The sequence below is a fragment of the Niallia sp. M35 genome (genome assembly GCF_050971705.1).
Lineage (GTDB): Bacteria > Bacillota > Bacilli > Bacillales > Cytobacillaceae > Niallia > Niallia circulans_A.
The window spans coordinates 1-14220 of the sequence record NZ_JBPCEP010000021.1; the positions used below are offsets into that span (position 1 = coordinate 1).

A 14220-nucleotide genomic window follows, 5' to 3' on the forward strand; every position below is an offset into this window, starting at 1 on the left:
TTTAATGATCTATAAAAATGAAGAAGCGGCTATATTTGTTGCAAATGAGTTTGATTATGATATTAGCGAAGAGGTTTCTTATTTATTTGATATCGAAAAGATTAAAAATATTTGTGAAAACCAAAAGGATGTACCAGATTTCTCTGATGATTACTATAAAGAAAATTAAAAATTCTGATATTTTTTTGAAATCATATTAGTAATAATTGGTACAGGTTAAATGGAGGAACTGAGATGTATTACGATCGTGAAATACATATAAGAGTGGAAAGAGAGAGAAAAAGAATAATCGAATTCCTAAAAGAAAAGGGGATCACACGAAATAAAGATGATGAAAAAATAGATGATTTAACACTTTTGTCATTAACTTTAATGGAAAATGAATTACTAGCAGATATAAATACCAAAAAAGTATCTATATAGGAGGATTATTTAATGATTAGTTATACTGAAGAAGAAAAAGAAGTTGTGACTAAATTAGTTATGGAGTTAGCAAGAATAGATAATAAGAAAAGAAGAAAAGATTTAGTTTGGTGGTATTCCATGGCCAGTGGAATCAATAATAATGAAAAAACTAAGAAAATCATGGAGGATATAGAAGCAATTTAGCTTTGCCTTTTCTGAAAGGAGAGTTTAGTTTTTTTTGGGTTGAATTTTTCTATTTTTATCCTTATTATAAATATATAGGAAATTAGAAGAGTGAATATAATATATTGAGAAATGGGAGCACCCCAATTACTAAGTAAAGTCTTAGTATATTGGAGTGCTCTCTTTTTTGGAAATGAGGGGTTTAGATGAAAAAGATTATTTCCACTTTATTTATTTTATTTTTATTAAGTGGATGTTCAACAGATAGCCTAGTTACTTACCAGTCTAAAGAGAACTACAAGACTGATAATCAGGTAGAAAAGGAGATTTCGTTTAAGAAGTACTTTAATGATGTCAATCGTTCTAGTGAAAAGGCAGCTGATATTAAAACAGAAAAACACAAAGCTATAGTAAAAAAAGTGATAGATGCTGACACTTTAGTTTTGGAAGCAGATAAGTATACCGCTTTGAGGTTAATCGGAATAAATGGACCTGAAATTACAAAAGGGAAGAATGAGCCATTTGGACAAGAAGGTAAGGAATATCTGGCTAACCTTATAGAAGGAAAGGAAATTACCTATCAATTGGATCCTAATGCTGATGAAAAGGATAAGTACGGAAGAATTTTGGCGCATGTCTTTTTAGATCAAATTAGTATTCAGTCATATTTATTAAAAGAGGGATATGTTAAATTAGCTTACTTATTTGATGAATATGAATTTATTGATGTCTATAAGGATGCAGAAAATATAGCAAAAGAAAAACAATTAAATATTTGGAGCATCCCTGGTTATGCAGATACTGACTTAAATGGTTTTGTTAAGTAATACAAAGATATTCTAAAACAATAAAATTGGAGGAATACTCATGTATAAACTAAGAGATCAAATAGAGCGGGTAAGAGAAGAAATGTTAAAAATTGCATTCTCAGAGGGATTTAATTCTCCCGAAGCAATAAAGAAGAGTAAAGAGTTAGATGAATTAATACTAAGATATCAGCAAATGAACCAAAATGAATCGGTAGAAGTTAGAATTTGTTAAGAGGGTAAGAATAGTTTAGGAGGGGACATAATGATAGATTGGAGAGAAGAAGACGTTAATAGATTCTTTAGCTATCATAAAACAATTACTTATTATGGTGATGAAATACCTAAGTATCTGGTTCTAGAAAATCCAGATGGGGACGGTTGGATAATTGGTATGTTTTATCCATTTATAGGAGGAGAGTACGTTCCATTAGAAGAAGCGGGAGACGTACGACTATTATTTTCTACATTAAAGTCAGCAAAAAATTATGTGGATTTTAATTTATGGTGAGAAGTGATCAAATAATAAAAATTCTTAGACTTGAAAATTTATATCTAGTAAAAAGGGATAGGTTTACTATCTCTTTTTAAATTGTGTAGTGTTATAAGAAAGAAAATCGTATAATAAATGTATAACCATTTTTTCTTTTTTCTTTTTTGGCAATCCTATTTAGGATTAGCGTCTTAACTAATAAACACGCAGCCTTTGGGCTAATAGGCATAATACATGTAACGCATGTATTTATTGTCTATTGCCTCAAAGGCTTTTTTGTGTTTGCGCAAATTTTTCAAGAGAGGTGAATAGGCATGTTAAATAAAATAATTTTGGCTGGTTGTATTGGATTTGGTATGGGAGTTTTAACTCACGCAAAGAGGTATGGGACAATAAAAAAACCGAGGAATAATAAACTTACATTCTATCCGGGTTTCTTATTGGATGGTTGTTTTGGAGCTGTTGGAGCTATTGTTACGATTTTATTCAGTGATCCAAATGGAACGGAACGAGTAATTTTAACATCAATCTTAGGTGGATATGTAGGTGAAAATGCAATTATTAAAGTTGAAGAATCACTTCAATCAAAGAAGGAAAGCAGAATAGAGGAAATAAACAGAAAGATAAATCAGGATCTGTAGTGTTTATTTTTTCAACATGATTTCGATATGTTATAATATTTATAACAATAATCGTAGTATAGTGCAGAAGAGCATAGAATATAGTCGAGGTAAGATAGACGAGAGGAGAGAAATCATGAAACTGAATGATATCCTAACGGAAGAAGAAAAAAAACAAGTTAATGATTTAATGGTAGAGTTAGACGATTGTATTACTGAACGCCAAATGGATAAGATAACTAAGGCTATAGAAGAGATTTTTAATGAAGCTAAAAAAAGATATTATGAATCAATAGGTTCAAATAAAGAGCAAGCCGCTTCATTACAGGAAGATAGAAGGATATTTCATAGAAGATCCCCTAAGCGATTAAGAAAAGTATCATCTTACTGAACAGAGAAGAGATTAATAATCTCTTCTTTTTGTTTTGTTTTTGATAAGTACATAAGCACGATTCTTATGAAAATAAGAAAATAAAAGTGCTTATAGGATAAAGGAACATTAAATTAATGAAAATTAATAACAACTAGACTTTTCGTTATATGGTTGCTATAATTTACCTATATAAATAACGAAGAGGGAATCCCCCTAGATGAAGACATATAAACTGTATGTCTTATTCTAGGGGGATTTTTTTGTTGAAAGGAGAAAAAACGTCATGGAAAGAGAGAAAAAACTGAAAGAAGGCACATACTGTACGAATGTTTTATTAAGATGGTTAACAACAGATTTATTATTAACTAATAAAAGGTTTAAAGGGTATGATCGTAATACCGTTTTAGGTTTAATGCCTATAGGAAAAAATGAAGTTACTATGTCCTTAAAGAACATAGCTAGTGTTTCAACATCAACAAAATTTCATCTAAAGAGATTTTTGTTTGGTCTGTTTTTTACATTCATATTAGGACTTCCTTCTTTTGTTAATGGTGATTTTTTCATAGGATTAGTCCTTATTCTTATCGGTATTGTTCCCTTGTTTAACAGTTATACTTGTTCGTTAAATGTATCGAATAATGGAGGGGTAGCTTTACCTATTGAGATTTCTATACTGGAAAGAGGGAATTTACAAGAATTTGCAAATGCGATTAATGACACAATTGCTGAAGTAGAATAGGGGGCTTAGAAACAAATGTCTCTATCTTCAGAATTAGTTAAAAACGACTTTATTCAATTTCCTACAGATTATACAGATATGGTAATTAGATATGAATTAAGTAAATATGAATATATTGAAATACCCTTTATTAAAAAAAAAATTGAGAGTAAAGAATTAGCAGAATTAATTATAGAAAAAAGTAGTAGAGAAGAGAAAAAAACGCTTGTTGAGATGATAAACCGTATTCAAAAAAGAAATAGCTCGACAAAAGGGTATTTGGGGATCCTAGCAGTAGCTTTATCTACCAAAGAGTAATGTTTGAGAAAGTAATCACTTGATTTAACAAAGGTTTGATAGAGAGTGAGAAGTAAATGTGTATAGGAAAAGTACTTTTTGGTCTGAATATGGGCATTGTGCTAGCATTACCTCAATTAATCCTAATTTTAATTGATTATTTAAAGTGTTAATACATGAATATGTTGAACAAATTGAAAATTCAAATGGGATAACCCCAAGATTCATAGAGAGACATTCATTTCTATGTATTCTTGGGGTTATTTTTTGGGGAGGGTTAAAATGAGTAGTAAAATTAAAAGTATCACTTTTCTTTCTGCTATTGGGTTATCCATAGGGTTGATAAATGGACCAATCCATGTTGATGCAAATGAGAGTGAAAAAGAAATAACAACGATTGATTCGATTGATGAATATAATAAAAATTTGAAAGAACAAATTGTAAAGATGGATAAGGCTATAAATATAACCCAAAATGAATTAGTTTTAAAAAAAAGGCAACTAAATCATTTAAAAACAGCAATAGACTTAAATAAAAAGCAGGTAAAAAAAGTTAAAGATGAACTGGCCGCGAAAGAACATGAATATCAGGAAAAAAAGAAAAGTTCGGTGAATGATCTACCCTTTCTTTCGGATAATTTGGCCGGGATAAATGAAGATATTATTATAAAGAAGCACGTAAAGAACTTTAATTTCGTAGAAGATTTGAACAGAGATTTTACGTATTTAATGGAAAAACAAACATTACTTAATGAATTTAGCGATTTGAATGAACAATTGCAACAACAACAGGAAGCTTCCAGTAAATTAATAGATGCATTGAATGAAAAAGAGGATACTTATAAAGTAGAAAAAGAAAAATTAGAATTAAAAAGCAAAACTTTATCAAAGGATAAAGAGATGATTGAAGCCGCTATTACTAATGAAAATGCCAGGGTAAATGGAGAACGATTTGAAAGTGATTTTTACCAAAAAAGCATTACATCATCTAAAGAGGTACCAGAAGAATATATGCTATATTATCTTTATGGTGAACAGACATATAACATACCATGGTATTACTTAGCGGCTATACATGCTGTAGAAACCTCCTTTTCCACTCATGTTACCATGGAATCCAGTGTTGGAGCCATAGGACCTATGCAATTTATGCCTTCTTCATGGGTAGGATATAAGTACGATATTGGTGGAGGATTAGTAGCTGAAGATATAGACATCACCGATTTAGAAACCATAAAAAGAGGAAACGGGTTTGGAATTGATGCTAATAATGATGGAAAAGCAGACCCATGGAATCCAGCGGACAGCATTGCAAGCGCAGCGTATTACTTAGCCTCTCATGGATTTGAAAATAACAAAGAGAAGGCAATATGGGCCTATAACCATGCAGATTGGTATGTTGATAAAGTTATAAAGTTAGCAGAGAGCTTTAAGTTCCAAAAGGACATATCTATAATCGATCTAAATATTAATAAAAGTAGTGGGATTGATGTTACAACAGTAGGATATAAGTGGATAAATAATTCTTATTACGTATTTGGAGGAGGAAGGAGCAAAGAGGATATAAGTAGAGGGTATTTTGATTGTTCTAGCTTTGTTCATTGGGCATTTGAACAAGTTGGAGTAACCTTAGGCAATAGAAGCGGAGTGACAACAGACACTCTTAAAGAAATGGGGAATGCGGTTAATTATGAAGCTGCTAAACCAGGAGATCTCGTATTCTTTGATACTTATAAAAAAGATGGGCATGTTGGGATTTATTTAGGAGAAGGGAAATTCATCGGCGCCCAAAGCTCTACCGGAGTTGCAATTGAAGATATGGAAATAGGATATTGGAGTCAAAAGTTTAATGGAAGAGTTAAAAGGATTACCCATTAATGACATGCTGGAGGAATGGGAAATGGATGATAAAAATCAGAGCGAAAATAGACGATGTGATTATCTTTTTGAGAGCAAACCAAGAGGTGACAGGAGTAGTAACCTTAGTTAAGGAAAATTCAGTTATTGTTCAGTTATCTTCTTATGATACAAATTTTCTTCAATATGAAAGTAATTTAACAGTGGTTAATCATAAGAATTACACTGTACTAGCAAATTAATCTATATAACTGCTGAACCTAAAGTCTTTCTAAAAAGGAAACTTTAGGTTCTTTTGGTAGTTTTGATATAAAAAAGAAAAATTTAAAAGAAGAAGGTGATGATTTGATATCAGTCATAATGTTTTAAAGAAAGTTGGAGTCTCTTTTACTAAGAAACACCTTACATAGTTATTAAAAGAGAATCCTCCCTTGCAAATCTAAAATCTCTGCTATTGAAATCTCTGCTAGGATGACATTTAAAGGGATGAAACCTGCTACTAATGCTGTTCAACTTGTAGCGAAGAAACATATGAAATGCTAACATAGAAAATAGCTATGAGTATAGAATTTTTTGAATACAATGAGGTGATACGGGGTTATGTTTGATTTTATGTCGGAGATAGATAAATATAGAAATAAGAGATCTTTTTCTAAAGTAAACTCACAGGACTTGAAAAGCGTCTTAAAAAATGAACTAACTAAAATAGGAGATGATCCTGAAAAATTAGTACTAGATGTAGTGTACAAAAATGAAGAAATATTAATTGTATATCGTAATAATCTTGATTTAGAGGACAAGTATGGAAATTTTTTCATTGAACTAAAAGTAATTACTTCTCAAGGCGTTCTAAAAGACAGGGTTAGATTGGCGGCGAAATATATAATGAGAGAAGTAATAGAAATTCTTGAAATACAAGTATTTGGAGATAATCAGCATAGGGGATATGGTTCAGTTTTATTAACTGCTTTGATTGATATTGCGCTAGAGAATTCTATTAAAGAAATATCCGGATGGATTTCTTATGCTGATGAGGATCATTTTGATAAACTAGATTATTTTTATAAAAAACATGGATTTGCTGTATTCTGGCTTGATAACAAAAGACATGTTCATAAAGCAGCTGATATTATTTGGATAAATGATAGATATTAATTAACATTTTAATCATTTTTGAATATGGAAGTTGCTTAATAGAGGAGAATATAATGACCGAAATTAAATATGAGAGCTTAGCAGCTAAGAAGGATCTTGGTGAAGATGATGTAATTAAGAAATCCTACTTTTATGCATTAGATGAAGCGTTAAAGGAAAGGGATAATAAGAATATTGCTATTACAGGTGGTTATGGTGCGGGAAAAAGCACTATAATAGAATCTTACTTTGAAAAAAATGATAAAAAAGCAAAAAAAATGATGCGAGTATCAATTGCCACATTTCAATTAGAACAGAATTCGGACCCGAATTTAAATGAAAATCTACTAGAACAACAAATTTTGCAACAAATGTTTTACCAAGTAAATCCAGACCAAATTCCTAATTCAAGATTTACTAAGATTAGCGATTTAAATTTTTGGTATGTTTTTCGTATATTAGTATTTCTGATGTCCACCATAATTTTTACTTATTTATTAATAAGTAATGAATGGATGAATAGTCTTAAAGAAGTTTTAATTGATTGGGTGGGGAAAGGATTGTGGTCAAACGTAATGTTATTTTTAGGATATATAATTTTAACATTACTTTATGCTCCTGCTATTTATTTGATGTTAATGATTTTTAGAAAACTAGGTGTTAGTAAGTTTGGAATTGCAAATGCAAACATTGAGTTTAAATTGCAGGATGGAAACACTGTATTTAATAATTATATGGACGAAATAATATATCTCTTTCACAAATCAAAGTACAAATATATTGTATTTGAAGACTTAGATAGATTTAAAAATTTAAAGATATATGAAAGCCTTAGGAGTTTAAATACTACACTTAATAATTCAGCCCTATTAAAAGATTCAGATATAAAATTCATCTATGCATTAAAAGATGATATTTTCACTAACGAAGATGAATCAGAGCTAATTAATAATCGTACAAAGTTTTTTGATTTTATAATACCAACAATTAAAGTTATGCATAGCTCTAATGCTGAATCATTTCTATTGGGCAAACTAAAAGATGTAATTGAAGAAGAGAATTCAATCGGAGTAGTCAGTAACCAGCAAAAAATAAGCAAAAAGTTAATAGAAGATCTATCCTTATTTATTAATGATATGCGTACCCTCATTAACATTTGTAATGAATTCCAAGTATACCGTACTAGGTTAGAAGACTCTAGTGTTATTTATGATCAACTTTTTGCTTTCATTGTTTATAAGAATATCTATCCTAAGGATTATTCACATTTATTAGAGAATAAGGGATTAGTTTATAGAATTTTTAATAATAAAACAGAAATTATTTCAAACTTAAAAAATAAGATATCAGAACTAGAAAATAAAACAAAAAATGGAATCGGTAATATAATAACGTCTAAAGAAGATGTTGCTATGTTGTTTGCTAGAAAACAAAGATTAATGGATACGGTTTTAAAACAGGAACATAATATAATATTGAACATGACTAGTTATTCTAAAGATTATACGGCTGTTGGGATAAGTGTGCTTGATTATATTATGAATAATGGAATAGTTGGTCAATTTGGGGTCTACTCCAGGGATAATCATTATAATATGATAAATTCATATTCAAATTTAGAAGAATTTGTTACTATTGATAATACTAACTTTTTAAATCTATACAAAGATTTTGATCGAAATATTGTTCGACAAGAACTAGAAGTAGATGTGCAAATTAAAAACCTGGAGAAAAAAATAAAAAATATACAATCCAAGTCTATCTCAAGGTTAATGTTAGAAGATAAAATAGATCTTCATGTTGATTTATCTAATAAAGGATTACTGCAGCTACTTATACGAAATAATTGGTTAAATGAGTCTTATGAAGATTATTTGTCAGTTTTTCAGGAAGGTTCACTAAAAAAATTAGATATAGAGTTTATTCAAGCAGTTAAAAGAGGATTGGATGACAAAAAACATCTAGATGCTCCTTTAAAGAGTATTGAGAAAATCTCAAAGAAAATTAGAGTCGATGATATATCTAGTGTAGCTGTACTTAATATATATTTTATTAAATATTTACTAGAGTTTAATACAGAAGAAAATAATGAAAAACTATCGAAGATAATAAATATTTTATATATGGATATTGAGCAAGAGGATAGTGAACAAGAAAAAAAGATTGAAGAATATATAGAGTTTCTTGAAAGTTTACGGGATGAGAACGACCAATCAGAAAACCTAATTAGAAAGTTTCTGAAAAAAGCTATTACTAACGACATTGATATATGGGATATAGTAGTAATGAATGAGGATATTCCTATTGTACTAATTGATAAATATGTAAATTTAATCTTAATGAATGCCGATTCTATTGATTTAGAAAAATTGAAGAGTATTGATAATTTACGTCACTATATCTCAAAAGAAACTGATGTAACTAATATTTCTCTATCCGAAAACTTTCTTAAAATCGTTGGAAAACTAGATATTAAATTTAGTTCTTTAATTGGTTTTTCAGATGAAGTACTCGCTTGTTTAATAGAGATAGATGCTTACGAAATAACTCTTGAAAATTTAAGTGAAATATTTAAAGAACAGAAAATTTCTATAGAATTAATTAAAGGAAATAAAAGTGTTGAAAAATATACCTTTAATAATTTTGATATCTTAATAGATAAAGTTTTAGTATTTCAAAGTGAATATAATGAAAATGAAGAGGTATTAATCAACTTTATTAATACTATTGAAGAAGAAGATTATTCTATTCTGGAACCCTTGATAGTAAAATGGAATGGTACTGTAAGTGACTTATCTGCCATAAATCCAATTAGTTTGTTAGAAATGTTATATAAGAATAAAAAGTTTTCTCTCACTTGGTCAAATATAAAATATTGTACAGAGGCATTTAAAAATAGCAATATTAGCTTTAAAATTGGCCATTTATTATCAACTGATGAAAATTGGTTAGATTTAATAGAAAATAGTTTGAATTCTATACAAGAGGTAAATGCTAATAACGGCTTTTATAATGGATTTGTTAACTCGATTTTGGAATTAGGTATCCAAGATTATTCCTTGTTAGAAATGTTTATTAAAAAGTTAAACTACCCTGTAAAATTTGATACCTCTTTTCATATAAATCAGGAAACATTGAATGTGCTTATTGATAATGAATTACTTATATGGGATAAATCCGTATATATTCATTTAGAATCTTTAAATCATAAAAATAAGTATGTCTTAGACAAATTTAAGGATGCAAAAGAAGATATATCTTCTCTGATTTCAGAGAATGAAATGGAATGGTCGTTAAATATTTTAGAAATAATTCTCGAGGAAGGTAATACAGAAACTGTAACTATTAAGAACTACCTTAGTAATAAAGTTTCAGAGATACAGCTACGAGAATTTAAATTTATATTAGAAGAGGGATTTATCAGTTATGATAATGATATCCTTCAGTCATTGTTAAATGAACCTAACAAAAGTGAGTTAGTAATTGAATACCTACTATTTCTGTTATTAAATGGTCGTGAAGAGAGGGTAATAAAAGTATTTGAAGAAGATGAAATTACTTGGGATTATAGACTCTTTGAAGAGGTCAGAAAAATAAGTGCCGACGCTGCAAGTATATACTTAATAGATAATAAAGAAAAAATAGATAGTATTCAAATGGATCAGAAATTATTTGAAGGACTAATTAAACACTCAGCGGACGTCAGCTTAAGTCTGTCTGTAATTAACAATAATTATCTAAATATCAATATTAACTCAGTTGTTTCCAAAAAAATATACGAGCATTTTCAAAATAATAGTGAACTTGTTATTGATACCCTAGAAAATGTGTCTATCATAGGAATAATCAGAAATTTACCTATAGAAAATGCTTCAACTATGTTATTAGAGTTATTGAAAGTAAAACTTTTTGATCGGGAAGAAACATTTATAGTCCTCTCACAAATACAAACACCTTTTAATGAAATAAAGAGAAACGGTAAAAAGGTAGAGATTGATACTGTAGATAATAATATAAGCGAACTATTAGAGTACTTAAAAGTAAATCTACAAGTAATACTTGATTATACAGAAGAAGAAAAAGGTTATATTGTTAGAAATAAAAGGAAGTAGTTTTATTTTATGTTATAAATCGTAGAGACATTGATTTTTTCGAAAATGTAAGACGCTCAAAACTATAGATGATCTTTATTAATAAAAATCCTTTGCTATAATAAAATGTAGAGAAGGATTTTTTTATATAATTTGGATTATACTAAAGAAGGGACAGCATTTATAGCAGGTGTTTAACTATTCGTATAATACAAATTTTACGAATAAATATATAGAAATCAGAATGTATGTTTGGTATAATAAAAAGGATTAGAATAATCAATATTCTAATCCTTTTTATTATAGGTATGGGAACTACGCACCGCTGATTCAATGGCGCAGTGAGTACTTCCACCAAGTAATAAATAACGTGTCGCTATTTAAAGGCGCAACAAGTTATGTATTACTATACCCAAAATTAATGATTTATATATTATTATGCATGATTATAATTAAATTGTAAAGAGGGATTTTATGGAAAGAGACTTTGGGAGTATAAATTTAAAAATATTTTTTGATGAAAGCGGTAAAAATCAAACAAAACCTCATTTAATGGGCGGTTTAGCAATTCCAGAGTCTTATTATAACTCGCCTAAAGTACTTGCTTTAAATGAATTAATAAGAAAAAAAGAAATTCATTGGACTGCCTATGGAGGTGATAGTACAGAGAGAAATATAATTTGGAAAATAATATTGACATTGCTAGAACACCAATACCTATTGAAAATGAATGTTATTTCTTATAACCAGTCAAAGATTGAGGAAATTTCCAAAAAAATCAAAAATGTTTATGAAAATATTGCTGATCAAACAATTTATATGAAATTTCCTGAAAGGATAATATATGGACTTTTAAGAAAATATGGTTCTCATGTTCACTTAAATACTCAAATTTATATAGAACATGATACCACTTATCAAAATAAAAATTACGATTTAAGAAATCAACTTTTTGAACAGTTGAATATACAATCTGTTTATAGAGGTGAACATTTTACTATCCAAGAATCTAACTATTATTCAAAACAAGAAGAAGTTGGTATTGAATCAATAGATATTCTTTTAGGTATGGTACGTACTATAATTCGCAACGACTCCCCTACTTCCAAGAGAATTAGAGAAAAAAATAATCTAGTTATGAAGTTGCTTCTAAATGAAAAATTTTATCGTTTTATTACGCAAATTAAATACTTTGAATGGTCAAATTCTCCAGAATTAATTGAAGTAGACTTTGAAAATTATGTTCATATTTTTATGAGTTCAAATCAGACATTCGAATGAGAAATCTAGGATGGTGGTAAATTTGAAATATGATAAATTATATCTTATTAAAGTAGCAAAAGAGAATGCAGCATATTTTTCATCAGTTTCAACCTGGAATCAGCATGCTCAAGAGAATAATCTTCCAAGAGCAATGACATTTTCATATTATTTTGGGAGTTGGAATAAGGCTAAAGAGGAATTGTTTCCGAACATTGAAGTTTATAATCCATTCTTATCTGATTATACCAAAGAAGATCTTATAAAATTCGCTGAAACATATAAAAAGGAATTTACTACAGCTAGAAACTGGAATGATTTTAGTAAAGTACAGGGTCTTCCATCTTCCAAAGTTTACATTTATATATTTTCTTCATGGAACAACGCTAAGAAAGTGATTTTTAACAATTCATCTGTTAGAAAACGATATTATGAAGAAGATGAACTAGTAAATATTGCTTTAAAACACAACAAAGTTTTCACAACTATTAGTCAATGGACAACTTATTCTAAAATTAATAATCTCCCCTCTTCCAAAGTCTATGAACAACGTTTTGGCAGCTGGAATAAGGCTAAAGATAAAATATTTAATTCTTAAAGTAATAGAAGATGTTCCTCTGCCATCTGTTATAAATGTAACTTCATTTTTTATTATTATTACTTCAATGATTTAAAAAGGAGATGAAAAAAATGACTAAAATAGTTAGTTTGTTTAGTAGAAAACCAAATATGCAATATTTTTACAAAATTTTATCAAGGTTTGAGAGAGAAGTAGATTTCATAGTAGCTGATTATGCTCAATGGAGTGAAAAAATAGAAAAAGCAGATTTTGTAAGTAATGTAAATCTATATAAAAGACAAAACAGTGAAGAAACATATGAGGAATTATTTGCTAGGATTTCGAGTTCATTAACGGTGATAGAATCCCTCTGGAATTATTATGTTTTTGAAGATGATTTTATTAAGCGTACAAATGAATTAAATAGGAAAATAACACAACTTAAGAAAAGTGTGAGTATGGTTAAACAGAAATCAGATGAAATTACACAGGAATCCTTTTCACATATATTAAAAAAGATATGTGAAGAAAAAAACAATACAATAACTAGAGAAAATATCAAGAACATTTTATCAGTTTCTTATTCTGATTTTATTAATGAAATATTGATTCTCCCAATACATATAAAAAAGAAAGCCTATTTGTCACTAATTGAAACATATATTTTGGATTGTCAACATGGTAACTTTCGTTCTAGTAAATTTTCAATGAAAGTAGCTGAAGGTATTCATAACTTACCTTTTTTCTTATCCCGAGACCTAGAAAATTTTGAAGATGATTATTTTTGGCATCCTATTTTCAATTCTAAAACAAAAAATTATTTAGTTCAGCATTTTTTTAAAGGGTTAGTAAGTGCAATTGTATATCATCCGTCAGGGAGTGATTATTTAAATGAAAGCAATACCTCAAAGAGACATGAAGCCCATTAAAGAAAAGGTAGCAATACGGTTAAAAGCAATTCAAAAAGAGTATAGTCTATCTTTATCAGAAATGGCTATGTTATTAGAAATTCCAAAAGCTACTCTCAATTCGTATCTTAGAGGCTTAGCATTACCACCACTTTCGGTAGTAGAAAAATTTAAATTTAGCGATTTAGATGTTGAATGGCTTTATTACGGAGATATAGTTGAATATATAGGAGACTATTTGCTATTCAGAGGGCATGGGAAATTTCTAGATAGTCACCCGAATACTCCGCAGATGGTGTATCTGATGTATGACATAACTACTAGTGGTTCCAATCCTTCTGAAAAGGTAAGTTTAACAGATAAAGATATAGAGAGATTTTTTGAGAAGTACTATCGTGAGTGTATTAAACAAGTTTATTAAAATAAAATAGTTTTAGAATTTGAACAACGTTTTGGAAGCTGGAATAAGGCTAAAGATAAAATATTTAATTCTTAATATAGTTGTTGAGAAAAATA

At 28.9% G+C, this 14220-nt stretch carries 17 protein-coding genes; all 17 read left to right on the plus strand.

Annotation, left to right across the window (positions count from 1 at the left end):
- Positions 1-234 precede the first annotated feature (234 nt).
- The 17 genes from NiCM35_RS23255 to NiCM35_RS23335 all read left to right on the plus strand — a co-directional run bounded on the left by NiCM35_RS23255 (position 235) and on the right by NiCM35_RS23335 (position 14125).
- Positions 235-423 carry a hypothetical protein gene (locus NiCM35_RS23255; protein ID WP_047944802.1) on the plus strand — a complete coding sequence of 63 codons (189 nt, stop codon included), beginning with the start codon at positions 235-237 and terminating at the stop codon, positions 421-423.
- A gap of 12 nt (positions 424-435) precedes the next feature.
- Entirely contained in the window at positions 436-609 is a 174-nt protein-coding gene (locus tag NiCM35_RS23260; protein ID WP_186325669.1) for a hypothetical protein, read from the plus strand.
- Positions 610-794: 185 nt separating this feature from the next.
- On the plus strand, positions 795-1415 hold the full coding sequence (locus tag NiCM35_RS23265; RefSeq protein WP_144545656.1) for a thermonuclease family protein: 621 nt from the start codon (positions 795-797) through the stop codon (positions 1413-1415).
- Between the two features lie 40 nt (positions 1416-1455).
- Positions 1456-1629 carry an aspartyl-phosphate phosphatase Spo0E family protein gene (locus NiCM35_RS23270; protein ID WP_016204211.1) on the plus strand — a complete coding sequence of 58 codons (174 nt, stop codon included), beginning with the start codon at positions 1456-1458 and terminating at the stop codon, positions 1627-1629.
- A gap of 30 nt (positions 1630-1659) precedes the next feature.
- Positions 1660-1905, plus strand: a complete 246-nt coding sequence (locus tag NiCM35_RS23275) for a hypothetical protein (protein WP_144545658.1) — start codon at positions 1660-1662, stop codon at positions 1903-1905.
- A 296-nt stretch (positions 1906-2201) separates the two neighbouring features.
- Positions 2202-2528 (plus strand): DUF4257 domain-containing protein, encoded by a 327-nt coding sequence (locus NiCM35_RS23280; RefSeq protein ID WP_016204213.1) that lies wholly within the window; start codon positions 2202-2204, stop codon positions 2526-2528.
- A gap of 115 nt (positions 2529-2643) precedes the next feature.
- The gene (locus tag NiCM35_RS23285) at positions 2644-2898 is read left to right on the plus strand and encodes a hypothetical protein (protein WP_016204214.1); all 255 of its coding nucleotides are present in this window, start codon (positions 2644-2646) and stop codon (positions 2896-2898) included.
- A 265-nt stretch (positions 2899-3163) separates the two neighbouring features.
- Positions 3164-3619, plus strand: coding sequence for a hypothetical protein (locus tag NiCM35_RS23290; protein ID WP_152112338.1), 456 nt, complete (start codon positions 3164-3166; stop codon positions 3617-3619).
- A gap of 15 nt (positions 3620-3634) precedes the next feature.
- On the plus strand, positions 3635-3916 hold the full coding sequence (locus NiCM35_RS23295) for a hypothetical protein (RefSeq protein ID WP_144545662.1): 282 nt from the start codon (positions 3635-3637) through the stop codon (positions 3914-3916).
- A gap of 261 nt (positions 3917-4177) precedes the next feature.
- The gene (locus tag NiCM35_RS23300; protein WP_193224516.1) at positions 4178-5773 is read left to right on the plus strand and encodes an NlpC/P60 family protein; all 1596 of its coding nucleotides are present in this window, start codon (positions 4178-4180) and stop codon (positions 5771-5773) included.
- Positions 5774-5799: 26 nt separating this feature from the next.
- A complete protein-coding gene (locus NiCM35_RS23305) occupies positions 5800-5994 on the plus strand; it encodes a DUF2187 family protein (RefSeq protein ID WP_047944806.1) in 195 nt (64 codons plus the stop codon).
- Between the two features lie 358 nt (positions 5995-6352).
- On the plus strand, positions 6353-6907 hold the full coding sequence (locus tag NiCM35_RS23310) for a GNAT family N-acetyltransferase (RefSeq protein WP_152112339.1): 555 nt from the start codon (positions 6353-6355) through the stop codon (positions 6905-6907).
- A gap of 53 nt (positions 6908-6960) precedes the next feature.
- Positions 6961-10998, plus strand: a complete 4038-nt coding sequence (locus tag NiCM35_RS23315; RefSeq protein WP_152112340.1) for a YobI family P-loop NTPase — start codon at positions 6961-6963, stop codon at positions 10996-10998.
- A 453-nt stretch (positions 10999-11451) separates the two neighbouring features.
- Positions 11452-12258, plus strand: coding sequence for a eukaryotic translation initiation factor eIF-2-beta/eIF-5 family protein (locus NiCM35_RS23320; protein WP_152112341.1), 807 nt, complete (start codon positions 11452-11454; stop codon positions 12256-12258).
- Between the two features lie 22 nt (positions 12259-12280).
- Positions 12281-12835, plus strand: a complete 555-nt coding sequence (locus NiCM35_RS23325) for a hypothetical protein (protein ID WP_152112342.1) — start codon at positions 12281-12283, stop codon at positions 12833-12835.
- A gap of 92 nt (positions 12836-12927) precedes the next feature.
- Positions 12928-13725 carry a BAR domain-containing protein gene (locus NiCM35_RS23330; protein WP_152112343.1) on the plus strand — a complete coding sequence of 266 codons (798 nt, stop codon included), beginning with the start codon at positions 12928-12930 and terminating at the stop codon, positions 13723-13725.
- Positions 13688-14125, plus strand: a complete 438-nt coding sequence (locus NiCM35_RS23335; RefSeq protein WP_152112344.1) for a helix-turn-helix domain-containing protein — start codon at positions 13688-13690, stop codon at positions 14123-14125. The genes NiCM35_RS23330 and NiCM35_RS23335 overlap by 38 nt, the downstream gene beginning before the upstream one ends.
- The last annotated feature ends 95 nt before the right edge of the window (positions 14126-14220 follow it).